At 57.1% G+C, this 24,341-nt stretch carries 21 protein-coding genes and 8 pseudogenes; 16 read left to right on the top strand and 13 right to left on the bottom strand.

The features are described from left to right. The first annotated feature begins 155 nt into the window (after positions 1 to 155). A complete protein-coding gene (locus tag I6F16_RS35640) occupies positions 156 to 530 on the top strand; it encodes a hypothetical protein (RefSeq protein ID WP_225174527.1) in 375 nt (124 codons plus the stop codon). 543 nt (positions 531 to 1,073) lie between these two features. On the opposite strand, the gene I6F16_RS35635 is transcribed toward I6F16_RS35640, so the two are convergent. From I6F16_RS35635 to I6F16_RS35625, 4 genes and pseudogenes are all read right to left on the bottom strand, one after another. Further along, positions 1,074 to 1,283 (bottom strand): hypothetical protein, encoded by a 210-nt coding sequence (locus tag I6F16_RS35635; protein WP_225136134.1) that lies wholly within the window; start codon positions 1,281 to 1,283, stop codon positions 1,074 to 1,076. 83 nt (positions 1,284 to 1,366) lie between these two features. Continuing rightward, positions 1,367 to 1,413, bottom strand: a pseudogene (locus I6F16_RS38305) (hypothetical protein); the annotation flags it as partial. 159 nt (positions 1,414 to 1,572) lie between these two features. Beyond that, a complete protein-coding gene (locus tag I6F16_RS35630; RefSeq protein ID WP_225174526.1) occupies positions 1,573 to 1,812 on the bottom strand; it encodes a hypothetical protein in 240 nt (79 codons plus the stop codon). A gap of 446 nt (positions 1,813 to 2,258) precedes the next feature. Continuing rightward, a complete protein-coding gene (locus I6F16_RS35625) occupies positions 2,259 to 2,651 on the bottom strand; it encodes a hypothetical protein (RefSeq protein WP_225174525.1) in 393 nt (130 codons plus the stop codon). 931 nt (positions 2,652 to 3,582) lie between these two features. Here I6F16_RS35625 and I6F16_RS35620 point away from each other — a divergent pair. The 4 genes and pseudogenes from I6F16_RS35620 to I6F16_RS35610 form a co-directional block, all read left to right on the top strand. Beyond that, positions 3,583 to 5,394, top strand: a pseudogene (locus I6F16_RS35620) (FAD-binding protein); the annotation flags it as partial. A gap of 134 nt (positions 5,395 to 5,528) precedes the next feature. Further along, positions 5,529 to 5,807, top strand: coding sequence for an FAD-binding protein (locus I6F16_RS37880; protein ID WP_346656613.1), 279 nt, complete (start codon positions 5,529 to 5,531; stop codon positions 5,805 to 5,807). 328 nt (positions 5,808 to 6,135) lie between these two features. After that, a complete protein-coding gene (locus I6F16_RS35615) occupies positions 6,136 to 6,612 on the top strand; it encodes an Lrp/AsnC family transcriptional regulator (RefSeq protein WP_225174530.1) in 477 nt (158 codons plus the stop codon). Positions 6,613 to 6,686: 74 nt separating this feature from the next. After that, on the top strand, positions 6,687 to 7,502 hold the full coding sequence (locus I6F16_RS35610; RefSeq protein WP_276573580.1) for a CBASS cGAMP-activated phospholipase: 816 nt from the start codon (positions 6,687 to 6,689) through the stop codon (positions 7,500 to 7,502). 25 nt (positions 7,503 to 7,527) lie between these two features. Here the strand turns inward: I6F16_RS35610 and I6F16_RS35605 are convergent, their stop codons facing one another. Further along, positions 7,528 to 7,782 carry a hypothetical protein gene (locus tag I6F16_RS35605; RefSeq protein ID WP_157784078.1) on the bottom strand — a complete coding sequence of 85 codons (255 nt, stop codon included), beginning with the start codon at positions 7,780 to 7,782 and terminating at the stop codon, positions 7,528 to 7,530. A gap of 353 nt (positions 7,783 to 8,135) precedes the next feature. Here I6F16_RS35605 and I6F16_RS35600 point away from each other — a divergent pair, with 353 nt between their 5' ends. Together I6F16_RS35600 and I6F16_RS35595 are read left to right on the top strand one after the other, a co-directional pair. Next, on the top strand, positions 8,136 to 8,576 hold the full coding sequence (locus I6F16_RS35600) for a hypothetical protein (RefSeq protein ID WP_225174523.1): 441 nt from the start codon (positions 8,136 to 8,138) through the stop codon (positions 8,574 to 8,576). Between the two features lie 105 nt (positions 8,577 to 8,681). Then, positions 8,682 to 8,783, top strand: a pseudogene (locus I6F16_RS35595) (nucleotidyl transferase AbiEii/AbiGii toxin family protein); the annotation flags it as partial. Positions 8,784 to 8,812: 29 nt separating this feature from the next. Here I6F16_RS35595 and I6F16_RS35590 read toward each other — a convergent pair. The 3 genes and pseudogenes from I6F16_RS35590 to I6F16_RS35580 all read right to left on the bottom strand — a co-directional run bounded on the left by I6F16_RS35590 (position 8,813) and on the right by I6F16_RS35580 (position 11,305). Next, complete coding sequence (locus I6F16_RS35590) at positions 8,813 to 9,211, bottom strand: hypothetical protein (RefSeq protein WP_225174531.1); 399 nt, start codon at positions 9,209 to 9,211, stop codon at positions 8,813 to 8,815. 145 nt (positions 9,212 to 9,356) lie between these two features. Continuing rightward, a complete protein-coding gene (locus I6F16_RS35585) occupies positions 9,357 to 10,415 on the bottom strand; it encodes a hypothetical protein (protein ID WP_225174522.1) in 1,059 nt (352 codons plus the stop codon). A gap of 315 nt (positions 10,416 to 10,730) precedes the next feature. Next, positions 10,731 to 11,305 (bottom strand): annotated as a pseudogene (locus I6F16_RS35580) (aminodeoxychorismate/anthranilate synthase component II). Between the two features lie 1,188 nt (positions 11,306 to 12,493). On the opposite strand from I6F16_RS35580, the gene I6F16_RS35575 reads away from it, so the two are divergent. Next, positions 12,494 to 13,393 (top strand): TauD/TfdA family dioxygenase, encoded by a 900-nt coding sequence (locus I6F16_RS35575; RefSeq protein ID WP_225174521.1) that lies wholly within the window; start codon positions 12,494 to 12,496, stop codon positions 13,391 to 13,393. A gap of 532 nt (positions 13,394 to 13,925) precedes the next feature. On the opposite strand, the pseudogene I6F16_RS35570 reads toward I6F16_RS35575, so the two are convergent. Then, positions 13,926 to 14,104, bottom strand: a pseudogene (locus tag I6F16_RS35570) (IS630 family transposase); the annotation flags it as partial. 192 nt (positions 14,105 to 14,296) lie between these two features. Then, positions 14,297 to 14,603 (bottom strand): annotated as a pseudogene (locus I6F16_RS35565) (helix-turn-helix transcriptional regulator). 613 nt (positions 14,604 to 15,216) lie between these two features. Here I6F16_RS35565 and I6F16_RS35560 point away from each other — a divergent pair. The 3 genes from I6F16_RS35560 to I6F16_RS35550 all read left to right on the top strand — a co-directional run bounded on the left by I6F16_RS35560 (position 15,217) and on the right by I6F16_RS35550 (position 16,435). After that, complete coding sequence (locus tag I6F16_RS35560; protein WP_225174520.1) at positions 15,217 to 15,489, top strand: DUF2285 domain-containing protein; 273 nt, start codon at positions 15,217 to 15,219, stop codon at positions 15,487 to 15,489. Between the two features lie 165 nt (positions 15,490 to 15,654). Beyond that, the gene (locus I6F16_RS35555; RefSeq protein ID WP_225125761.1) at positions 15,655 to 15,849 is read left to right on the top strand and encodes a DUF6499 domain-containing protein; all 195 of its coding nucleotides are present in this window, start codon (positions 15,655 to 15,657) and stop codon (positions 15,847 to 15,849) included. A 46-nt stretch (positions 15,850 to 15,895) separates the two neighbouring features. Beyond that, positions 15,896 to 16,435: a DUF2285 domain-containing protein gene (locus I6F16_RS35550; RefSeq protein ID WP_225174519.1), complete on the top strand. Its 540-nt coding sequence runs from the start codon at positions 15,896 to 15,898 to the stop codon at positions 16,433 to 16,435. A 249-nt stretch (positions 16,436 to 16,684) separates the two neighbouring features. Here the strand turns inward: I6F16_RS35550 and I6F16_RS35545 are convergent, their stop codons facing one another. The 3 genes from I6F16_RS35545 to I6F16_RS35535 all read right to left on the bottom strand — a co-directional run bounded on the left by I6F16_RS35545 (position 16,685) and on the right by I6F16_RS35535 (position 18,639). Next, positions 16,685 to 17,620 (bottom strand): LysR family transcriptional regulator, encoded by a 936-nt coding sequence (locus I6F16_RS35545; RefSeq protein ID WP_063710688.1) that lies wholly within the window; start codon positions 17,618 to 17,620, stop codon positions 16,685 to 16,687. 135 nt (positions 17,621 to 17,755) lie between these two features. Next, the gene (locus tag I6F16_RS35540) at positions 17,756 to 18,037 is read right to left on the bottom strand and encodes a helix-turn-helix transcriptional regulator (RefSeq protein WP_081493846.1); all 282 of its coding nucleotides are present in this window, start codon (positions 18,035 to 18,037) and stop codon (positions 17,756 to 17,758) included. A gap of 419 nt (positions 18,038 to 18,456) precedes the next feature. After that, positions 18,457 to 18,639 carry a hypothetical protein gene (locus I6F16_RS35535; RefSeq protein ID WP_225174518.1) on the bottom strand — a complete coding sequence of 61 codons (183 nt, stop codon included), beginning with the start codon at positions 18,637 to 18,639 and terminating at the stop codon, positions 18,457 to 18,459. A gap of 1,090 nt (positions 18,640 to 19,729) precedes the next feature. Between I6F16_RS35535 and I6F16_RS35530 the strand changes: the two are divergent. From I6F16_RS35530 to I6F16_RS35505, 5 genes and pseudogenes are all read left to right on the top strand, one after another. Then, a pseudogene (locus I6F16_RS35530) lies at positions 19,730 to 20,245 on the top strand (TlpA disulfide reductase family protein); the annotation flags it as partial. A 62-nt stretch (positions 20,246 to 20,307) separates the two neighbouring features. Next, positions 20,308 to 21,144 (top strand): annotated as a pseudogene (locus I6F16_RS38300) (TauD/TfdA family dioxygenase). A gap of 418 nt (positions 21,145 to 21,562) precedes the next feature. Next, positions 21,563 to 21,754: a hypothetical protein gene (locus tag I6F16_RS35515; RefSeq protein WP_157785200.1), complete on the top strand. Its 192-nt coding sequence runs from the start codon at positions 21,563 to 21,565 to the stop codon at positions 21,752 to 21,754. Between the two features lie 503 nt (positions 21,755 to 22,257). Continuing rightward, positions 22,258 to 23,352, top strand: coding sequence for a KamA family radical SAM protein (locus I6F16_RS35510; protein WP_225174515.1), 1,095 nt, complete (start codon positions 22,258 to 22,260; stop codon positions 23,350 to 23,352). 123 nt (positions 23,353 to 23,475) lie between these two features. Further along, positions 23,476 to 24,336 (top strand): MaoC/PaaZ C-terminal domain-containing protein, encoded by an 861-nt coding sequence (locus tag I6F16_RS35505; protein WP_225174514.1) that lies wholly within the window; start codon positions 23,476 to 23,478, stop codon positions 24,334 to 24,336. The last annotated feature ends 5 nt before the right edge of the window (positions 24,337 to 24,341 follow it).

The raw sequence follows: 24,341 nt of genomic DNA, 5'->3' as shown, positions 1-24,341 counted from the left end.
AGCCGACCCCTTCAGACAGGAGGTTTTCTGATGGCTCAGGTGAGCCGCCGCATGATCAAGGACATGACGGTGGGCAATTTGTCGCCGGCAACGCAGCCGATCAAATCTCAACGCGGTATCGAAGCCTAGCCGATTGCTTTTAGCCGATCTCCCGCTTGGAGGATGTTCATACGTTCCAGGTTCACCTGGTGGTAACAGGGATCTCTTGGCAGCATGTCAACCAGATGGTATGTGCGTTGCACTTTTTCGACGGCGTGACGCTCGGCCACAGTGAGATTCCCGAGCGCATCGCCTACGCGCGAGAGCCTCTCAAGCTGCCGGTCGTGCTGATTGCCGAGGAGGTGGTGCGCTTTCTGAAGGCAATCCTTGGGCCTAAGGAGCCGCATAGCGCTGACGACGTCTATGCCGCAGGATTAAGCGTGCCGGAAGTGGCTTTCCTCGCTATTCCGGATATCGACAGACAGCGGATGGTAATCCGGGTGAGCGGGCAAAGGCGGCAGGGACGTCATGCTCTCGCCACGACTTCTTAACAATCTAAGGGCCTATTGGCGGCTAACCCGACCGACACGCAGACTATTTGCCGGCCGGGACAGTTAGCGGCCGCTTGATGCGACCGTTCTGTATGCTGCGTGCCGCTCGGCCCACATCGCAGCGGATCTGAACAAACGCGTGACGGTGCACACAGTGCGACGCAGTTTTGCGACCCATCTTCTAGAGTGGCGCCGACATTCGTGTGATCCATTGTTGATGCGGTCTGCGCCGCAACCGGCCAGGCACTTGACGCCTTCTATGCTTTGACGGTCGCATGGGCCAGCCGACCAGGCACCGGATCTCGCAGGTCGTTGGGAAGCCGAATTCCGCGTCGACGTCCTGAGCGGCAATCGGGCTCTGGGATAGGTGAGGGGCAGCGTCATCGGAAGCCTCGAAAGGCTCGAGGTCGATCCAAGCGAAATCGACGTCGACGTCCTCGCTCTCGCGGCGATGGTGCACGCCGCCGACAGAGGGATGAATCGGCTCGGCGGAAGGTCTCACCGTAGCCGCGCCGACGTACAGGTCGGCGGGCAACGCCTTGCTCATAGAGTCTTGAGATACTCGACAAGCGCTCGCCGTTCGGCGTCGGTCAATTCTGGTCCGATCACGCCAGGCGGCAGCTTCTTTAAGTCGGTTTCCTTGCCCTCGAAGGAATGTCCGCGATTGCTGTTCCCAAGCAGCGACACATCGAAGTTCGTCAGGCCGGCCGCACAGCTGTCGGCCGACTGTGCTTTTCGTAAGAAGTCCGACATTGACCGGGTCGAACGCACGGCTGCCGACGCAAAACGACGTCGGGCGCTGGCCCTGCGGTACCAACATGTCTCTCAGCGTCGGAACGGAGCCGTTGTGCAGATAAGGAGCTGCCGCCCAGACACCGTCCAACGGGCGCGCCCGGTACTGAGGTTCAAGGGCGAGAACAACTTCGTCCTTGCCGTTGCGGCTTGCACGCGCCCCGACATAGACCCGCTGGTTTTGGCAGTTCTTTCTCGGCCCCTACATTTGACGCTTGGTTTCTTCAGAAGTGCCGTTCGCAATCATCCATTAGTCAATCGTCTTGCCGACCACGTCCATGAGCGCGAGTACAAACAGCGGATCTCCCCCTTTATCTGCCGGAAGGCCACAGCCTCCGGCTTTGTTGAGGTCATCTGCAGGATTTAATCCGAGTGACGCCGGTAGGTGAACGCGCCGCGTCGTGAGGACGCTGGATTGTTGGGGGTCGGTGCCGATCGCTGCGACCGGCATCTGGACCACGTTGAAATAATGCCGTCCGCCGATCTCCACCCAATTCTTCTCATTCTTGGCTGAGCGATCGGGGTTCTCTGGGCTCCAGAACGAATCTTCCGGCCACTTTTTGTCGAAGGCAGTGTCGTTGACCGGGCCCGGGTGACATTCAAAGCAGTGAGCGCGATAAAGACCGCGACCTTGTTCGACGAGTTTTTCATCAATCGCCCAGGCCGGGTCACCGCGGAATTTCTCCTGCGCGTCCTTCCATTGGGGGCCACGAGCCCGGTAAATTTTCCGCGGCTTGCATCGCCCGCCGAAAAGGGATCGGCGCCGCGAAGAAGCTCTTCGAACCGCGCGATTTCGGATAGATGTATCGACGACGCAAAAAGCGGCCGTCCGGGCGCGGCCGCTGTCATATTGATTGTCGCGCTGACACCGAGCGCCTCGCCGGAATTGCGAACGAGTTCGTTGAGAGCAGAAGCGTCATACTGTGCCCAAAGGAACTACGGCGTGTCCCAGATTGGCGGAAAGCTCACGGGCGCATCGTGCCGCGCGAAATTGCCCTTGAGGAGTGGGTCCCGGAGTTCGCCAGTCGCGGGATCGAGTAGGCTCGTATAGAAAACCTGGTTCCCGATCCGGTTCAGCGCATCAAGTCGACCGAACCCTTCGTCGAGATCCGCCACTCCCTGTCCCGTCAAAAGTCTGTCGGCCGCTGCCTTTTGGTTCTTGATCTTTTGAAGTGCGAGCTCCAGATCGCCTCGAATCTGCTTTCGATCGACGCTTTGCCCTTTGATCCGCTCCAGCTTGCTGGCGAAACGCTCAAATCGCCATGGCAACATCAGCGCGTAGCCGATCGATAGCCCGATCACTCTTTCAACGTCGCCGAGATTGACCATCGCCGGCCCACCGTCGAACCGTATGCTGACATTCTTGTATTCGAGATGCCCCGTATGACAGGCGGCGCAGGTTAGCCCGATCTGATCTTCATATGGGGCGCCCGCGTCGGATCGACGCCGCCCTTGAGGATGGCAAAACCGACCGGCAGCCTTCTGGGGTCGTCAAGACAAACCCCTGCTCAGGAAGCTGCGGATCTTACAGAGCAGTCCCGCTCGTCACTTCGCTCAAGTTGGCCGCTTCGAAGTCGTCCCATCCAAAAGCGCGACCATTGGTAATCACGATCCGTGCTGGCCAAGGCTTACCAGCTCCGTCTCCTCGCTCGTTCTCGGTGTAAGAGCCTCTGCTGGTAGATGGATGAGTTCATCCAGATGGGAGCGAAATCGCTTCTCCGCTGCAGCAATTTCAGAATCGCTCGCGACGGCAAACAACGCCTTCCAAGACTTATGAACCATTCCATCCGCCGAAGTTCGAGCTCCTGTCCGGCATCAACAGGTGCGCCCGCCGCCGACCGCTCGATCATAGATGCGGGCGGAAATTTTCGACGCCGGTGATGCGGGCATCCTTCAACGATTCGGCCATATCCTCCCAGCAAGCGAAAGGGTCGATCATGATTATCGCCGCATAGACATGAGGAGCTGACGTTGTCTTGTCGAGGGTTAGCAAGTCTCGCAAAAGACAGTCGTTTCAATCGCGGATTGGCAAGGGTCGCCATGACCAGCAGGGAGCCTTCTGGAAGGCTGCGCAAAGAGGACGCGTAGACTTGCAATTCTGCGCCTTTAGCTATTGTCCGACATCTGTGCGGCAAGTTTGCCGGAACTGCTCTCAACGTTTCTACCCAATGTTACCCATTTGGACGCCTCGCGGATCTTACACCCGGGTAGAGCCGGGTCTAGACCACCTGTTGTTAGGAATGGTTCTGGGAGGAAGATCGTGTCTCACCATTGCACGGACGACCTGAGGTCGGCCTGGGATGGTAACCTGTCCGAACTGGCGACTGGATCCGCGACTACGGATGCGGTCGCGATCGTGGCCACGCTGGATACCGAGGGCCGCGAGGCGTCTTACCTTGCGGACATTATCGAGGCGTGCGGCCGCAAGACCATCCTGATCGACATCGGCACTAAGAGGGATGACCGCGACAAACCAGCCGATGCGAAGACCCCCACGGAACTCTTGCAGCAGATTGCTGAAAGGACGCGCAGTAAGGTTGGTGACCTCCTGGGGGCAGGAACGATCAGCGCGATTGTCGGGGTTGAGGGTGGCAGGGGAAGCGCAGTTTTCGGCGAAGTTGTGTCTGAGCTGCCTTATGGCTTTCCAAAACTTCTGGTGAGCAGCGCAAGGCCTGCGCTACTCGCTAAATTGGCCACTCACAGCGACATCATCCTCTATCCGGCGCTGGTCGATCTGTTCGGCCTCAATGTCTTTACCACAAGGTTGCTCGAGAACGCGGGGCGGGCCATTGCGGCCACGCACTATGCTCCCGTCAAGCTTGGGCGAGACAAGAAGATCGTCGCGATCACGGCCGATCAGCTGCTCCATTTTGCGTGCGAGAAATCTCCGCGTCTTGGCGGAACGACGGCCTTTTCGAATGGCATGGTCTGGGTTCCCTGTTCTGCTCAGGCGCGCGCGGCTAACATCGATGATACCATCGCCGATGCGAGGACATACCTGCAGCACGAACTCGGCGTTTATTATCGTGCGCAATTCATTGATGCTTATCTTGAAGACAGCCCGGCGGCGCTAACCGCGCTCGAGAACGGCACGAGTGTCAAGTTTACCCTAGCCATTACGCCCGATTATCACTCGAGCCAACTTGGCGGCGCTGATAAGGGACGGGCACTGAGCCCCGCCCCCTATGATGGGCGGCTTCTAGGCAAGGACTTCGATTTGATTGGTCATCCCATTCGGGTTGTGCTCGGGGGCATGATGATCTCATCGAGTGAGGTGAAAAGCTTTCTCAACCCACTCCAATCTGTTGCGTCGCTCAAACACGTCTTAACTTGCCTGAGCCGCTATGCGCGTGATCGGCTCAGCTTCAGCCGTGGTACTGAGCTCAGCGGGGGAAATGCCTTGATCGCGCGGCTGCTGGTGAGCCTGCGCGAGTACGGCGTAGAAATTTGGCCATATTCTCCAGCGGTCGAACTCACGAAGGAAGACTGGCGCGTCACGGGTGCCATTATCAAGCGGATCAACGTTGGCATCCGCGTGCGCGCCTCACGTGGTGTTGTTCTCGCAACTGGCGGCTTTGCCCGGAACGCGCAGTTGAGAACGGACCTCAGTGGTGCACACCAGCATGATGTTACGTTGGCCCACGCCGATGTTAACGGTGACGGCATTGGGCTTGCAACTACGCTCGGGGCCGCCATCGACAAAGATGTCGCATCGGCCGGCTTCTGGACCCCGGTTTCAATCCTGAAACGCGGCAGCGGCTCGCAGGTTGTGCCATACGGCTGGCTCGACCGCGGCCGTCCTGGGGTCATTGCTGTCGGTCCAAATGCCAGACGCTTCGTCAACGAATCGAATTCGTACCACGATATTTGCCTGGCAATGTTTGAAAACGGCTATCCAGCAGATAAGCGATTCTACTTCATCTGCGATCACCAGTTCGTTCGGTTGAGGGGTATGGGACACCTACTGCCATGGCCCTGGACGTTGAGCATCGGTAAATATGTGCGCCTTGGCTACGTCAAGGCAGGTGAAACGATTTCTGAGCTCGCAAAGCAGCTGGGACTAGATCCCGCTGTGCTTCAAAAGACGATCGAGGAACACAACGGGCACGCTGCCCAAGGACGGGATCCCTCTTTAAGCGTGGGGAATCGGCTTTCAATCGCACGCTCGGCGATCCGACCGTCGGGAAAAATCCAGATCTTGGACCAATCAAAGACGGACCATTTGTCGCGCTGCCGATCGTTCCGGCAACGCTCGGCACGGCGACCGGATTGGCGACGGACAGTTACGGAAACGTCCTGGATGCACAAGGCAACGCAATCCAGGGTCTTTATGCTTGCGGCAACGACATGACGTCGCCGATGCGCGGAATTTATCCTGGGGCAGGCATAACAATCGGTCCCGCCATCCTATTCGCATATCGCACCGTCAACGCAATAGTGCTTTCCGCTGATCAGGAGCAAAAAGCCGTCGCCTCCGGAGCTTGAGCGTCTACCACACTCGTCTGTGGCGGGGAATATGTGCTCGGGTCCGGGGCGCGCATCGATAGAAACGTCGGCCCGACCCGCGACATCCTGAGAGGGCGGCCGGGTTCGAGTTTGGTGAGCCCCGGCGGAGGGGGAGATCGGCGCACGAACTGTCTTCGATGTATCGCAAAGAGCTCGGCTCCGAGTAGGTGTTCCAAGGCATATGACAGCGGGCGAAATCGATCGTTCAACAGCTAGGCGGCGTAGTGAGGAGTCGAAAATGTCAGGACAAGCGGCGCAGGCGTCTGCTTCCCCGACGCGATCGCAATCCGCTGGCCGCGAGGCAGTGATGCAACTCGACAAGATCGATTTTCGTCTTCTTGATCTCGTCCAACGAGACAATCGCCTCTGTAGTGAACAACTTGGAGGGAAGGTCGGCCTATCCGCATCCGGAGTTCAACGTCGGCTGAAGCGCCTTCGATCGACGGGTGTCATAGAGGCCGACGTTTCCATCATTTCTCCAAAAGCAATTGGGCGTAATGTGACCGCAGTGGTTCTCATTTCCTTGGAGCGCGCGCGTGCCGATACCGTTGATCGTCTAAAGAGGAAAATTAGCAAGATGCCTGAAGTGATGAGCGCATTCTACGTTACAGGTCTGGCTGACCTCGTCTTGCTAGTTACCGTAAACGATATGGAAGATTACGAGCGGTTTGCTCGGCGCCTTACAGAGGAAAGTTCAGACATAAAGCGCATTGAAACAATGGTGGTCATGGATCGGTTCAAAGCAGGATTTACTTTGCCAATAGCCTCCATCGCATGGTGTTAAGCGACTGACGAAGAAGGACATTGGCTTGCTCAACTACTGTCGACCGCAGTCCGTAAGGGTCGGCTTTGGTCTTTATGGCTAGTTCGATCACAATCTTCAGATGGGGGATACGTTGCGTCGCTCGCGTCACGCCAAGATCGTGGCAACAGCCGGTCCGGCAAGTGCCGAAATACGATGGCCAAGCGTTGCGGAGCGTTGTTTCCGAAATTATTGGCGACCAAACGATGCTGGCTGCCTGCAAGGACCGCTTGATCATCCCCGCGTTCAACATGACGAAGGGGAGTGTCCAGATGTTCAAGACGGGTCATCACCCGGATTTCACGCTGCATCCCAAGCCGCGATTGGTCGACGTGGTCATGGCGACCAGCGCCGCGCCGACCTACTTCCCACTGGCGGAGGTTGGCGCTGCGCACTATGCCGACGGCGGTCTCGTCGCCAATGCCCCTGACCAATGTGCCCTGCACGAGGCAACGCACTTTCTGAAGCAAGATGTGTGTCAGATCTCGATCCTGAGCATCGGCACCACTTCGACCGGATTTTCCCTCAAGCGATCCCTCGGTCGCGATCTCGGCAGCGCGAAATGGATGATGCGAGGCCGGCTATTGAGAACGATCGTTTCCTCACAGCAGCAGCTCGTCGATTACATGCTGCGCCACCAACTGGGCGAACGCTATCTACGAATCGATGCCACCCAATCGGAAGAGCAGCAGGCAGATTTGGCCCTGGATGTTGCTGACGCGAACGCTCAAGGTACGTTGCTTGGCTTGGCGGAAGGTAGCTTCCAGAAGGTTTCTGCTGATCCTGCACTTCAAAAATTTCTGACTCACAAGCCCGATCCGCCCGACTTTCCCGGCGTGACCTCGGCTTGGATTAAACGGCGAGCGCTCTAAAGTCGGTACCTGGAAGACCAAGTTCTCATAGGCGTTTCTTGAGTTGGATCGATCCCTTGATATTGCGATCGGTCCAGTAATGACCGCTCATCTTCTTCGGCGGCGTACCGATGACGCGGTAGCGGAATGCGCCATAGTGGATTTCGGTCTGCGTGCCGTGAGCGAGAATGTCGGGGTCGCTCTGGTAAACGCCAATCACTTCATAGACACCGTCATTGTGACGGATCAGCCGTCCAGCAAGCTGAAAGGATCTATTTGTGTTGGGCTCTTCGCCTGTCACCAATCGAACCGATAACGATCTGTAGGTTTGCGTAATCGTGGCGGTGCAGTGATCGTCTTATTCTCTCAGCCACCCTGTTCGGCGTAGGAGGACAATAATTCAGCTCCCCACTCGCCGGAGAGCTCGGGTGTCTTGTGAGAAAGCCGGAACGGCCAGTGCCGCCACAATACCCGGTCGAAGGCTGTCAAGAGGCCGGTGACGACCGCGACCGTGACCGAAAATGGCTTGGCGTAATCCCAGGATAGGTCTACTCCGAAGTACAGGAGTGAAATTGCCCAGACCCCCGGCCGCAACGATGATGATAACCGAGATCGAAAAGCCTGAAGGCATGTCCGAAGCAAATGTCTGAGGAAATGGATATCGAAGCGCTGCTTCGGAAAGTACATTCTGAAGGCCTTCCTCGCTACCCTTTGCTGGTCGTGTTCTTCACCGGAAGCGAACAGCCGCCGGATTGTGTTTCGATGCTTCGCGTTCCGATGCTGAGTGGAGGCTTTGTCTTTGGCGAGGACTTTAGCAGCCGGGTTCGGCAAGCGATGGCGGATAACGAGAGCGCCCACGATGGAGCGGTTGCGTTCGGCCGATCGAGGAAGTCCAGCTCCTATAAGTGCGCGGGCTGGTCTTACCGCATTGTCGCGACAACAGCATCTGGTGCGGCAGAGGCAAACAGGGGCGCGGCTTACAACAGCGCAATTTCGTTGTCGCTGAGCCGCGGTGTCGATCTCATCTGCCTGTTTTCCCGGGATCTGGAGATCTTCGTGGGTGGGAGGCGGGCAACCCTCGTTGAAGGTCGGTAGTTCCTATCATAGGGAAGCGATTGCGGTTGCTCCGGCCGATAACCAGGCCGTCTGAATACCGATCCGGCCCAGCACGTTGGACGGGGAGGGGCAGGAACCGCCTTTTTGCCCGGGGTTGTTTGGTGCTTGAACGCACTCTTTTCCTCTCCACTGGGAGAGCACCTCGTTTTCAAGGGCGGAACGTCCCTTTCCAAGGCGTACGGCGCAACCCACCGCCAGCGATGTCGCAGAACGACTCATTTACGACGGAGGGTGCGAACCTTCTTCAAGGTCGGACCACCATATTCCTTCGTCAAGCCGCCGCGAGAGTTGTTGATACCCTCTTTGATCAATACCTGCAGCGCATCGTTGCGAGACAGCTTTAGCCGCGCCCGACGTTTCTCGACCTTCTTCAGAGCTGTCAGAAGTTCCAAATTCACGGTCAAATCCTCTCTCTCCGGCCTGAGGTCAACTGAACATATAAGGAGCGTTTGGAATTGCCAGACATTCAAGCTGTCGAGCGATCTCCCGTTTCGTCGACTAGGTCCGCGATATCGTCGGCCTTTTACCTGTTCATTGGCTCCGACGAGATTCGGAGATGATGCGTGCGCGGCGGCGACAATCGAACTGGCGAATCGCTCGCCGCGGATGGTCACGCCGCACCCGCGCCTCCAGATCGACGTAACCGAACAGCTTCAGGCTCAACACTTGTGTTAGGCGATGCCTGTCCGGCGGCGAGCCTTAACACCGAAGCAAAGGACCGGGCAGCGTCTCACGGATCGCCGCCCGATTGTGCCACTATTACCTGGCCGGCGGAGCACCCATAAGGATTTTGTCGATCGCGCTCTTTTTCTGCTCTGCTAACTTCATCACACTATCCGCCATCGAAGTGGCAGCTTGCTGACGCGCTGCCAAGAGATCATCTAGGGCCTTACGCATAGAACTCTCAAGTTCCTTCGCGCCAAACGACTGGGCGCTTTTGATCGACTCTCTGACGGCGTTGATATTCGCATCCATTTCGTTCAAGGCTGTGGTCATTGTATCGCGAAGATCCCGCTCTTGGCACTGAAAGAGTGTCTCCGTGTGATCCACGCTCGCTTTCTTGATCTCGCCTTGCATGCCTTCCGTCAGCACTTGGGCTGCATTTTGCTCGCGCTGTTGGAGCGCGTTTGCTCGATCCTGTGTTTTCTTTATCTCAATTTTCACGTTCTTGAGCGTGAACTCAGGAACGTTAACTTTCCAAGTTTGCAGCTTCATTTCTACAACTGGTATAGAAAGGACTACCTCCTGGCGATCCGAGCCGCGCACCTCGGGTACGCCCAATATCGTTTTCTGTTCTTGCATAAAAGGGATAGGAATGTCGGTGCACATCTGTCCACCCGCTCGCGTATAACATTCTGGTATGTCCGTGCAGACCTTGCTCCAACCTCCACCGATGCACTTAGTTCTCATGGAGCAAACTGTTTCCGGGGGTTTGTTGATGCATCGTGCTTCCATCCGTACTGATGGTGTGTGATAGATCCACGTCTGCTGGCGCATCTCAACTCGGGGCAGGTTCAACGCGATTTTCTTGTCTTCGTTGCGAAACTCCGGAATGTGAAGCTTCACTTCCTGCACCTTCCACTTCGTCTCCAATTCAAACCCTATCGCGCCTTCTACAGCATTCGGATCCGGAGCGTCCTTTTTAATGTCCTCAGACTCGCGCTCAACGCCGGCGCGACGCTCTTCAAATTTTTTATCGTATGATGCCTGAATTTGGTTGATGCGTTCGGTAAGGGCACCGTCATCGACAGTACAAGCTGCAAAGGAGGGAACTGATGGCAGGAAAAGTGCTAAGATTACACCATAGCGCAATTGCATGATTATTCTCCCTTGAAATTTACAACCTAGGAGTAGGGCAGCGGTACCCGCAGTACCGTCTAGACACCGCCAATCTCTTGGCGATCTCGAATAAACGTTTTCGCTAGGACGCCAGAAGATGACCCCGACTTACCGAGTGGAGGTGATGCGAAGAGGCCGACTCGGCTCCAAGTAATTCAATTGAGGCTGCACCAAAAGAGAAAGTTGCGTACGTATCGTACCAACTGAGCTATTTCCGCTTTCTGGTTACATCTTGTCCGACCTCTGCGGGGCGATTCCGAATACGCAGCTCGCCATTCGACGAAGTCTCCGATCTCACGCTTGGAAACTGACCGCCAATCGCAAGAAGTTCATAAGCACCACGTGCCCTTGGTGAGTAAGTACTGACTCGGGGTGGAATTGCACGCCGTAGGTTGGGGGATGCCGATGTGACCAAGCCATAATCTCACCCTCAATTGAACGGGCTGTCACCACGAGATGCTGCGCGTCTGACTGCTCGAGTTCGGCCGCCAGAGAATGATAGCGTCCAACAGAAAGTGGAGAGGGGACTTGCTTGAACAACCCTCGGCCGTCATGCGTTATGTGTGAGGCTCGGCCGTGCATGGGGCACCGCGCGCCACGCGACCGCCGAAAACGTTTCCAATACACTGGTGCCCAAGACAGATGCTAAGAATTGGAACGCGACCCGAGAGTTCGCGGACAATGCCAGTGGATATGGCGGCCTCCGCTGGCGTGCACGGGCCGGGAGAGATCACGATTGCACGCGCCTGAAGCGCGATGAGATCGGTGACGCTGATCGCGTCATTCCGGACGACCTGCGTCTGTTCACCGAGGAAATAGCGCGCAATATTGAACACGAATGAGTCGTAATTGTCGATGATCAAAATCAAAATACACCAGATAGATCGGCACCAAAGGCATCGAAGAACTCAAAGCACAATTTCGCGCGGCGCGAGCTGCTTACAAGCAGCTTTGGCTGCACATGCAAGTAAGCTTAACGGAGTTTACTGCGGCTTGTGACGAGCCTTAGGTTTGAAAGGGGCTTTGTTGCGGCGATGCGCATCTTGCACGATGGCTCGGCCGCGTGGATGCGTTGTTGCCCTGCTGGTGCATTCTTTCATTGTCTTCTCTGAAATCCTGCATTTTTGGTGCGTGTGTGATCATGCTCACGCGCCTTAAGGTACTAGAGAGAGCGCGAAGTCGCTGCATTGTCTCGGGGGCGCACGGTATTGCTGCGGGGGCCGCGCTCTGTCTCTATTTTGTGCGGTCAACTGCCAGGAAGCTAAAACAAGCCGCGCTCCGTAAGGAAAATCTACGCCTCCGGACAGAGCCAAGAACGTAGGTCACAGCCCCGAAGACCGGCATTCGGTGACGAGCTCAGATTTCGCAAATCGAGGGATTGAGTCCGTGGTTTAGCTGCAATGGGAGTTGCAGCGTCCGAATTTTGCGCGGCTTTCCTGCTCGGCAAGAAGAACAACACAATAAACAAGCCGACGAAAGACACCCCGCATTGGACAACTCCAAGTCGCGAGGAAGTGATTGCGGATCGTGTAGGTAGCTGTAGAGAATACGTACAGCTTAAGATAGAGTAAACTTACCGAAGCGAGGCGTCATATCCGCTTCGCGAGCGCAGGCTTCTAACGAGTTCGATTCTTGTCGTGCGGATGAGGCCATGTCAGTCGCATGAGGTGACGATGCAATCGTTGTTCGAGGATTTTCCAAGAACGAGTTCGCAGACGAGGCGAACGTTACTCGAGATCGAAAAGAAAGCTGGTTTCGTTTCATGGACTGGACGTAGACGGCCTCTATAATTTGTACTGTTGATCAGGCTGAAAATCGATCTGCTCGCGTTATACGCGAGTTGATTCGAACCGCACTGGCTGTGTCCGCACCGCAGAGGGAGTCAGATCCTAAGATGATGGTGGTCTGTATCAAAATCAGCCGGCGAATTGCGCGGTGTGGGTCACCCCTCAGACAATTCGGATGCGTGTCATCAAGACGGCCTTGTCGCGTTCGTTGCCACGCGTCACCACCAATCGCGGAGCTTTGTTTAGACATTCACAGAGAGAGACACCGTCATGAGTGGCACAATGATAATCGATAACGTTATCCCGCGAGCAGACATCGTCGAACATGCGGACCGGCTTGGTGTCGAAATCAAGAACATTATGCTGTCGGACGATTTGTCTGACGAGGTCATCATAGCCATTAACCGGCTGCTGCTAGAGCGTAAGGTCATCCTCTTCCGTGATCAGGGACATCTCGATCATGCCCAGCAACAGCGTTTGGTGCTCCGGCTCGGCTCGCTGATACCGAATCCCAGAATGCTGGACACAGGGGGAGACCTAACAATCCGGAAGACGCTCCCTGATCGCGCCAGCAGTCATGTCGACCAGATGAACGATGATGACGTCTTCAGTACCCGCCGCCCAACAATTTCAGTGCTGCGGGAGGCAGCGGTCCCGCGTTTTGGCGCGGACATCGCTTGGTCGAACACGGCGGCCGCTTATCTTGATCTTCCCGATCCCCTGCGGATGCTCGCCGATAACCTCTGGGCTGTGCGCTGCGCCGCATTCGATCACATTGCGATGGAGGGGGCCACCGAAGCCGACAAGAGAGCATTGGACGACGTATCCACCGGAACGATCTACGAAACGACACATCCGATCGTTCGTGTTCATCCCGAGACCGGCGAACGCATGCTCTCGCTCGGCCGTTCCGTGCAGAACTTTGTCGGCCTGCAGCGCTATCCGAGCCAAAGACTGTTCGAACTGCTGCAATCCTATCTCACCGCGCCGCAGAACACCCTGTGCTGGAATTGGAAATCAGGTGACGTCGCAATCTGGGACAATCGCGCGGCTGAGCCGTACCCCGTCAACAAAATTGGCAGTCCTCATTTGGCCATGGACCAGCTTGCGATTGACGCCGGCGTACCGCACATGAGTAGGCTGAAATCACGGGCCGCCGAGGCTGCCTAGCGGTGGCCGGGTTTTCGTAAGACGCTGGCGGTCCAAGACTAAGTTGTGGCTCTGCAATGTCGAGGGGAGCTGGCGGTTCGAGCTTATCCCGCCAGAATCGGCTAACCGGCGCGGGCAACCTGCTTCTTTTCTTGTCCATAAGAATTGCTGAGAAGCGCGAGCAGGCGGTGCCATTCTCGTGTGAGAGCCGGGTAGAATGCGAGCCGGCTCTTGGCTATCGGGGCTGGACATTGAAAAGCTGGAGCGGATCGAGCTCGGGCCATGGTCGAGGCTCTATCCAACTTAAAAGCGGCCTCGCGCGCTGCGGAAACAACTCATGAATGTGGGCCCAGGCACATCAGGGTCCTGATCATCGATGAAGGCCTTTCAAGCGTGTCCTTCGCAATTGGGGATCGCGCTCACGCTCGCTTATGAGCAGGCGGGTCGCGTGTTTGTTCGGACAGAAAGGCGTGGACGCGCCTGTCGCATACGTTAGGCATGCTGGGCGGTTCGCTGGAGCCGGTCGCGATCAAAGCGGTTTCTATCCTCAATGTCAGACGTAGCTGGCACATTGTTCAGGAGTGAACATGTTCAGTGTGCGTCCCATGAGATCCCGGAGGCGTCGACGGTTCGGGGGGCTCGCCGCAACAGTTCTTTGGCTTTGGCGAATTCCATCTCGATCGGCTTGAGATCGGGGCTGTAGGGCGGCAGGAATAGTAGGTGCGCGCCGGCGCCTGCGATGAGGCAGGCGGCCTCTTCGTTCTTCTGGCCTGTGAGGATCACTCGGCTTTTTAATGGGCCGCTCTGGGCCTTCTTTAAGCCGAACCGTGCTGGCGCAACATCGGCTGGAGCAGGAGATCGGATTCGGCCGCCACGGATTCGAACGGAGCACGTGAGCCGCTCCGGCTCGTTTCGCTCCCGTGGTTAGCTGCAAACATGGCTCTCTACATAATTACGTCCTGTTCCGACACGGCGTGCCGGCTTGCGTCCTCTGGACATCGGCTTAGGTGGCACCGCACCCTTGGCTCCGCAAACAATTCGGACAAGTGAATACTCAAGGTCGCGGCGATACGATCCAGGAGATCAATGGTCGGGTTCTCCTTCTTCTGCTCAATGCGCCCCATATACGAGCGGTCAATCTCCCGGCATCATAGGCCAATTGCTCTTGCGGAATGCCGCGCTCTACGCGGATCCGGCGCACATTCCAGGCCACAAGCGCACGAGCGTTCATGCGCAAAGGCAGCCATTCCGACGATTATGAAACCACTGGTTATAGCCAGAGTATTACGATAAGCTCACACCTATGCAGTTGGTTGTCCTAGTTCCAATTTGCTTCAAGGAAGCAGGTCACGGTGAGATGCAGACGCCGTAACGTTTGTCGTCTTCGAATGTCGTCGATCATCACAAGCGTTCTCGCGGTGCGATAGCCCGCCACTGGCCGGAGAGCAGTAATGGCCGCTCAGAGGTACTGCGGCGTTTTCCGGGCACCGCGACCAGATAGGACAACCGTTCAACTGGAGCTCGAAAAGGGAAACGAATTTTTTCCAAGGGCTGGTCTGGCCACGGCCAGTGCGCGCGGGCCGGTCACCACGGGCACCCCGGCATGAAAGAGCAAGAACAGCCTAGTTACATGGCAAATCTCCGATCAGTTCCGGTATGTACTGCGATGAAAGAGGAAATGCGCAGGATGGAGCCACCAGGTCATTGTGAGCCGATATGCGATCGCGGTCTTGGTGCGAAAATGAGTTTGGCGCTGCGACGATTCCGGCGGTACCACAACGCCCCCAATTTGGTTATCGTTGCGCGGAATTCGATAGATTTTTCAGTTTGATAGGAGTCAGGCAGTGCCGGCCGACCCGAAGATCGCAGAATTGGCGCCCAGCGCGCACGAGCTCACGTCATATGACAAGGAGCACGCCATCACCTACATGCGACTTCTCGATGCCGACGCTGACAAGGCAGATTGGCGCGAAATCGCGCGCATTGTGCTTGGGCTTGAGCCGACCGTTGAACCCGATCGTGCGCGACGCACGTTCGAAAGTCATCTGACGCGGGCCAAGTGGCTAGCCGGCCGCGGCTATCGTGATCTGCTGCGTGGCGGTTGGCCAAAGCAATGAACACGGCGGATGTCAGGATCCGCGGAATTCCCAGCAATCGCAAAAGATAATTATTCCATCGATTAAGTGCGTGCAAGGCTCGCAGGCGGTACGCACGCAACCGGAAAGGGCCACAATCATCGGCTGCATTTCGCAGCGTGTGAAATCTTGCGGGGAAATGGTGCGATGCCGGGTACTGACTGGAGATCTGAGGAAGCATACAGCGACCTCAAGAAGGCCGAAGCTGCCGACGTGGCCTGGGAGTGGCTGCGCCGGGATCCCGACTACCAAGAGGATTATAGGCGGTTATCTCGCCGGCAACGATCCAGCGCAACCACGGACCAGTTGCGACGGAAGTGGGGGCTCTCGTTTTCCGGCTGATCCGCAAAAGAAATTTGACAAGCAGGCAGTCTTCTGGGCACCCGAAGTGCTGTCGACCGTACTGCCTGTGCGGGCGGCCAACTCCGTGGCGCCTAAAAGCTACCAGCTCGATTTCGGCAATCTGCCGGGTAGCGACCTTCGTCGCGCGCCGGATGGCTGGCATGCCATCGTGCCACTCGGAGGCGCGAAGCATCGCCTTTGGCTGAGGAGACTTCCGGCAAGCGGGTCTGCTGTCGCGCTCGACCTGCCGCTCGACGCGGATCTCGAGCTCCGCTTGCAGGCCGCACGTCAATTTTGGCTCGCCCTTGAGGATCGGCCGCTCGGAACGCCTCCTCTTGCTTTGCCAGCTTTGAAGCGGCGTCGGCTTATCCTCGCGCTGCGCGCACTGGATGGATGGCAGGAAGGAAATAGCTATCGCCAAATCGCGCAAGGTCTGTTTGGAAGCCATCGTATTGGCGAACGGGGCTGGAAAACAGACGATTTGCGCAGCCGAACCATTCGACTTGTTAAGCTGGGGCGGCGCCTCATGCGCCTTCGCTGCCGCGCATTGCTCGACAAGGGCAGACGCAGGAATGACAGTTCATGAGCTCTTGGGCGATCATACCTCCGTTCCGTGCTGCAATCCTTTTGGCATGGCACGATCGCGGATAGGATGAGATCTTTGCGTTCCGGTCTCTCACTCTTTGGCGTCCGGATTGCTGCGACAGAGAGGCGCAATCTTCGTAAGGGTTTGACGACTCTGCTCCGATGGTTTTCTCAAGTTGAGTGCTCTCAACTTGAATAGCGGGCAATGCATCGATCTCCCGCTGTACCGTATGAGGGGGCCTGCTAGGCGTCAGGCAGCTTGCGCAAGTGCTGCCTTCTTGCAAAGACGAGCCACCCATCGGCAAAAAGAACGAGCGATTTCGGGATGCTCGCTGCGATCTACCGCGTAGGCGCGATATTGCATGCCACTTGGAGCGCGTGAGCCGGGGATGATTTGCAAGGCGCCCCCTCGCACTAGATCACTGACGATGATTTCCGGTGCGACAAGAAGGCATTTCCCTGTCATGACTGCCGGCAGAGCAAGATAATTGTGATCGTACCGCGCGCCCGCTCGGATGTCGTTTGAGGACAGGTTCATCGCCCTCAGCCACGTCGGCAGGATGTCGGGACGAGATGTGATGTTCAGTATCGGCGTTGATCGAACGATCGAGAGCTCTCTGCCCGCGACCAGATTTGGCGGCCCCACGCATACCAGCTCCTCATTGTAGATCTCCCAACTATCGGCGGGTTCGATGACGGAAAGGTCGCGTGTAATCAATATGTCGTAGTCATCCGAAGATCTCGGCGGCGATAGTGAGCTGACGACGTCCACGATAACACCGCCCGATTCAGCAGAGAAAGCTTGCAGATTTGGAATCAAAAGCGAGGAAGCAAAAGTCGATAGAGATGTGCGGACGACGATCCGATTGGTGCCCGCTGCCGCCCGCCGCCGCATTCTCTTGGCGGTGAAGCCAACTGTCTCGAGCGGTTCAGAGACTGCGTTAGCAAATAGTCTTCCGAACTCGGTCAAATCACTGCGTCGGCCGCGCCGCGCGATCAGGTCCGCACCCAGATAGTCCCGCAGTACGGACAAATAGCGGCTGACTGAGCTCTGTGTTGTTCCCAAAGTGGTGGCGGCGCGCGTGACGCTGCCTTCGCGGGCGACGGTCACAAAAGCGCGGATGGCGTTTAAAGGAACTTCGTCGTCTTGAGCCGCCACTGTCTGCTCCGGCGCCAGATTAAACATCCATCATATTATTCGATGTCCATCGCGGGATTGCCGCGAATCAGGGGGCGGCTGCGCACAAAATCCGCCTGGGAGCGCATTGATACTTGGTCACCGCACAAGATCGGCGTCAATGGCTCGGTGCTGTCAGGGGGGCTAGGTCCTTTTGCGGCGTGCCGGCTTCGGCTTGCGACCTTTACGTAAGGTAGCGGGTGGCGGCGCCCCCTTGGATGGCCGAACAAACAGCTCGGAGACAGCAACGCCGAGCGTCCCGGCAAGCCGATCGAGAAGATCGATTGTCGGGTTTGCCTGTTGGCGCTCAAGTCCGCTCATATAGGAGCGATCAACGCCTGCATCGTAGGCCAATTGCTCTTGCGGAATACCGCGCTCAACGCGGATTCGGCGCACATTGTATGCCACAAGCGCACGAGCTCTCATGCGCGAAGGCAGCCATTTCGATGGTCATCAAACCACTGGCTATAACCGACATAAAAACATCACCAATTCGGAGGTTTTCCATCGAATTATTAGATGCGTGTCACCGAATCGTTGTTCCCCGACGCTATTGGGGCGGGCCGCACCAGCGCTGGTATGTCGATCGTCATCAATTTGTGCGGGCGGGTTTTGCCGGCGCTGACCCGAGCTCCGTCGTTACACTGGCTCGGCAGCGTTCGATTCCGCTGCCCCATTTGCGCTAATAGCCTCGAGCCAAACGCAAAAGATGCTGACTGAGAGTGAGCCGATGGTCCTCCATTCAACGAAATGGAGTTGCAGCCACGATGAATGAGCCGGCACAAACCATCGAGATTGCAGCGATAGCAGTTCAGGCGAGGTTAGAGTTGGCCTTGGGCCCTGCATCAGCGCAGAAAGCGCGTTTCAGCTGCCTTAATCTCCTCCATTCTCTGCAGTCTGAAGATTTCCTCTACCGCTACAATATGCTTGTGGATGTTCTGGACGCCGCCATCAGCGATGATACGGCGGAAGCTGTCCTTCAAGGCTGTGCTTGAGGCCCGGATCCCGTAACTGCCATAAATCATCATCTGGACGTCCCGCAGCAAGGCTCGTAACCTTGGGAAATGTCTTGTCCTCGATGACAACGGCGCTGGCGCCGGCCCTTTCATACGCGCCAATCGCATGGATGACATTGATCGCATTGCATAGCCTATGTCGATGTCGGCCACATCGCATATTGCAGGGTTTTCCATCTACTTATTTCGATACCTGTCATCCAGCTGTAACACGTTGGGTCTTGAGGGTCCGCAGCTTGCCAAAGGGTTTCATGCCGGCAAGGAAGTGATGCGCGCCGCCAGCGGGTGGGTCCAGCCGGCCTCCTGGTCAGAAACCTGGAGGTGAACGCCTGTATAAGCCTTAGCTCCATCGAGCGATCGGCGGCATCTGTTTCGATACGAGGGAAACGGTTTTCGAACTGGATGGGGGCGTCAGGGACTCGTAGTGCACTCGGCTGGACAGCAAACTAGTCGAAGTACCTGCTCTTGGTGCAGGAACCGCTTGGGGCGATGGCGAGCACTGACAGTTTCAAAGCCTCCCTGATCCGTTCCCCGCGAATGGCTCCGTCGTCATGGACCAGAACACGTGTCCCGGTGACTCGTTCGAGTCCAATCGTCGCTCGCCTCTAATCCTGTCTGCTAGGGGAGGCATTACCAAGTTTCCGTTCGGCGGCTCACAACATCAAATCAGTTTTCTGGCGGCGCGAAGTGCGCAATTCGTGTTCAAACTCCGACAGTGGCACAAAGCCCGTCGGGTTCAAACACTGGTCGCCGTGAACTGCCGTTGAGCTATTCATGCGCAATTAGGCCTTAATGCGCGAGAAGATGCTGCCACGGACGTTGCTACTAGGTGCAGCAGTACTGAAAGTGCTGAGCACACCCAGATGCGAGTCGAGCGATGCTTTCCTTCCTTGAACCGATGTGGCCTGCTTGTGAGAGGACGAGCTTGTGCCTTGTCACTTTGTGTGTCGTCGCGCTTAGCGCTGCGACACCGACATTCGCTACGGCTCTCGCTCGGCAGCCCGTCTACACCAAGGCACCACACCTCTCGGTCGCGGTCGCGATCGGAGTTGAGCTAGCACAAAACGTCGCGCAGTCTCTGACAATAACTTTGGAGCGTAACATGGCGCTGGGCTTAGAATCCCCAGCTCCCCCGATCAAGGTGGAGAACTGGCTGCGTGGTCAGCCCCTCACGAGCTTCCAGCCCGGGAACGTGTACATCGTCGAATTTGGGGCAACTTGGTGCGCACCGTGTGTGGCGACACTGTCCGATCTGGTACAGCTGCAAGAGAAATACAGAGATAGCGGAGTTGAGGTCGTCGCAATAGCAGCCGGAGAGCGCGCTCAAACAGCGGAAGAGGCCCGAAGCAAGTTGGACGCATGGTTGATCGAAAAGCTGCCGAATCTCAACTATCGGGTCGGGCTCGACTACACACGCGAAATGGACAAGTTTTGGATGGATTCCAGCTTTTCTGTTGGGATTCCCACCTCGTTCGTCGTCGACCGTGACGGCCACATCGCCTTTGTCGGTTCCCCGACGCAACTCGATGACGTTTTGCCGAAGATTCTGGCCGGCAGCTGGCGCACGAGCGATGAAGCGAAAGCCGCCGATGCAGAGCGGATCGCCGAGGGCGAACGCACAATGCCGATCTGCGCCAAACTGACGCCGGCGTGAAGCACGCGGACCAGCTTGGGACGTAAATCAAGAATATTACGCTGTCAGACGATTTGTCCGACGAGGCCATCATAGCCATTAACCGGCTGCTGCTAGATCATAAGCTCATTTTCTTCCGTGATCAGGGACATCTGGATGATGCCCAGCAACAGCGTTTTGTGCTCCGGCTTGGCTCGCTGCTACGGAATCCCACGATGCTGGACAGAAGGGGAGGCTTAACAATCCGGAAGACGCTCCCTGATGGCGCCTGCGATCATGTCGATCAGATGAACGGTGATGACGTCTTCAGTCCCGACGTCTTCAGTGCCGCCCGCTCGGCAATTTCAGTGCTGCGAGGTGCAGCGATCCCGCCTTTCGGCGGCGAGATCGCCTAGTCAAGCTCGGTGGCCGCTTATCTTGGCCTTCCCGATCCCCTGCGGATGCTTGCCGATAGCCTCTGGGCTGTGCGCTTAGCCGCATTCGATCACACTGCGACGGACGGGGCCAACGAAGCCGCGAGGCCGGTATTGGAGGACGTATCCACCGGAACGATCTACGAAACGGCACATCCCATCGTTCGTGTCCATCCCGAGACCGGCGAACGCATGCTCTCGCTCGGCTGTTCCGTGCAGAACTTTGTCGGCCTACAGCGCTATCCCAGCCAAAGGCTGTTCGAACTTCTGGAATCCTATCTCACCGCCCCGCACAACACCTTGTGCTGGAATTGGAAATCAGGCGACGTCGCAATCTGGGACAATCGCGCGATTGAGACGTATCCCGTCAACAAGATCGGCAGTCCTCATTGGGCCATGGACCAACTTGCGATTGACTCCGGCGTACCGCACATCAACAGGCTGAAATCACGGGCCGCTGAGGCTGCCTAGCATTGTGCGCACGTCCGGTTTTCGTAAGACGCTGGCGGTCCAAGACTAAGTTGCGGCCCTGCAATGTCGAGCGGAGCCGGGCTTTCGAGCTTATTCCGGCAGGACCGGCTAACCGGCGCGGGCAATCTGCTTCTTTTGGGCGTCGCTGGTCGCATACCTTAGGCATGCTGCGCGGGCTCGCTGGAGCCGTCGCGATCAAAGCGGAATGTATCCGCAATGAGGGACGTAGTTGGCACGTTCTTCAGGAGTGGACATGTTCAGGGTCGCCCGATGAGATCTAGAGGGCGCCGCGACGAATGCCATCTCAACCGGCTTGAAATCGGGGCTGTAGGGCGGCAGGAATAGTAGGCGCGCGCCTGCGATGAGGCGGGCGGGCCCTCTTCGTGCTTCTGGCTCGACAGATCGGGAGCATCACGGCATGGCGCTGGCGCAGCACGGGGAGGAGGATTTGCTCGATATTGGCCAGGAAATACTCGGCGTTGATCGGCCCGTCGCGCACGAAAGATGCAGTCAGCCCTTTGCAGGTGCGGCCGCAAGGAATGTGGTCGTGTCCTCATCGCCGTTCGGTGCATCGCCGACGGCGCGTGGGCTGACACCGGCCGAGGCGTAATGACGCGCCATCAGCTGCGCCGCAGTTCCAGGAGCCAATCCCGGAGCTCCCTTCAGCGCGGAACGTCGGTCCGTGGCGGTCGGCAAAGCTGCTGTGCGGCGCGTGTCCTCGAACCCCACCGAATGGATCGCGCTCGCGATACCGACCCGGGAAAATCCGTGCCGCCTGAAAACCGCCCTGACCCACGGCCCTGCTCACCCAAATCGGAAGACCCGCCGATACGCCACCCCCGCCAGCCTCCTCGGCGCCTTGAGGGCGAGTCGCGATTCGCCGAATTTGGCTATCCCCCTGGGATTCAGGATCCCAGCACGCTCTCATGGCTGCGACTTAGGTTCGCGATCGCGCCGCTAACCTCGGCGCGCCAACATCAGGCGAGTACCGGTGCACCTTTCTCACCTCTCGGGCCCGATAGTCCTCACCACACCAGGTAGGTATCGATCCATTGTTGATGCTGTATTGTAGACGGGAAAGATCGCGCTGAACCAAACGCGACGATAAGGGCAATGGCAACCACAACAAATCCGCTGGATTGCAGAGCACACGTGTTGAAGTTAATTGAAGAAACCCGCGTGGTGAGCGAGAATGAACTGCAGGTCAACAACATCACGCCTTATCATGTCACAAAGTCTTATCGCGAACAAATTATCAAAAGCGGTTACTACGATCAGCTGAAGCACGTTGTCGAGCCCTCTGTCGAGGAGTTCGAGAGTCCGGGCACTTTGGATACGAGCGGCGAGCACGACAACACGGTCGTGCCGGGACTCCAGCACAAGTACGCCCAGACCGGCTTATTGCTGGTGACGGAACGTTGCGGCTCATATTGCCGTTACTGTTTTCGCAAGCGCATTGTGGGCAAGGTTTCGGATGAAATCGCACCGGATTTCGATCAGGCCACGCATTATATTGCGCGCCATCCTGAGATGACGAACGTACTTCTTTCCGGAGGTGACCCGTTCGTGCTCAGCACCGCCAAACTGAACAGGATCGTTGACCACCTGCTGCCAATAGAGCATTTGAATTCCATCAGATTTGGCACAAAAATGCTGGCCTATGAGCCAAGGCGGTTTGCGGATTCCGCTCTAGCGGCCTTATTCCAACGTATCCACAAGGCGGGTAAAACCCCAATCATCGTCGCGCATTTCGATCACGTAGGTGAGATCTCATGCGACGCGGAGCACAAAATTCGCGCCTTGCGAGCACAGGGCGTGCAATTCCTTAATCAGTCCGTGCTTCTCGCCAAAGTCAACGACGATCCCGAGATATTGGCCGCGACCTTTGCCAAATGCCATGAAATCGGAGTGCGACCTTACTACTTATTTCAGGCGAGGCCGGTGAAGGGTGCATCGCACTTCCAAGTCCCACTGGGCCGAGGATTAGAGGTTGTGCGCGGAATCAACCAACGTCTGAGCGGGATCGAGAAGACATTTAAATACATCATGTCCCATTACACAGGAAAAATAGAGATTCTGGACTTAGGCCAGGATGGCCGGGTGTATATGCGCTACCACCAGAATAAAGTTGCCGAGAAGATCGGGAAGATCTTTTCCCGACCGCACGTCGCGACAGCCTGCTGGCTTGATGATCTGCCCGAACAATGAAACCTAACGCACGCGCTCCAGCCCACGGGTTCGGAGCGAGTGCGGTACGCCCGCCGCCCCACGAAGCGCATTCAAGTTGAGCCGCCGCCGGCGCGCCCTAGTCTCAACTGTAGAAAGGCTCGGATGCCCCTCGACTATCCCGCTGCACTAAACCTAAGGACTTGTGGAGCTCGCTATTCCTGGACTGACAGGGAGGTAATGCTCTACGCGCTTGGAGTGGGCATGGGCTCAGATCCCCTTAAGGAGGAGGAGCTACAATTTGTCAACGAGGCGTTTGCAACGTCGAAGCCATTAAAGGTGATCCCGACGTTTGCTTCCGTGTGCGTTTGGGGCGCACGCCCCGGAGTCATTGACCTCAATCGCGTCATGGTTGTTGACGGCGAACGTGACCTGACGTTTCACAAGCCGATGCCCGTCGCGGCGAACGTGACGGCGGACGCCCGTGTGAGAGGAATTTATGACAAGGGTAAGGAGAAAGGCGCGATCATTCAGAACGAGGTGGTGGTCAGAGATGGGGGCGGCGACAAGATCGTCACAATCCTTTCGTCGACCTTCGCAAGAGGTGACGGCGGCTTTGGCGGGCCATCGGAGGGGATGCCCGAGCCGCACCAAGTGCCCCGCCGAGCACCAGATAGATCACTCGATATCCCGACCCGACCTGACCAAGCCCTGATCTATCGTCTTTCTGGCGACCGAAATCCTTTGCACAGTGATCCGGAGTTCGCCTGTCGAGCCGGTTTTCCAAGGCCCATTCTGCACGGAATGTGCACGTATGGGCTGACCTGCAGAGCCGTCCTGCAGAGCTATGCCGACTACGATCCGTCTGCCTTTCGTCGTCATCGCGCCCGCTTTTCGGCGCCCGTGTTCCCGGGAGAAGTTGTTACCGTCAATCTTTGGAAGGACGGCAATTCGATCTCATTCGAAGCTTGCGTAAAAGAGCGTCGGGTTACGGTCGTCAAGAATGGGCAGACGGTGCTACGCTGAGCAGG

It is taken from the genome of Bradyrhizobium sp. IC4060 (assembly GCF_020193715.1).
In the GTDB taxonomy this organism is placed as follows: domain Bacteria; phylum Pseudomonadota; class Alphaproteobacteria; order Rhizobiales; family Xanthobacteraceae; genus Bradyrhizobium; species Bradyrhizobium yuanmingense.
The sequence above is the reverse complement of the archived record's forward strand: the minus strand, read 5'-3'. Positions and strand labels throughout refer to the sequence as shown.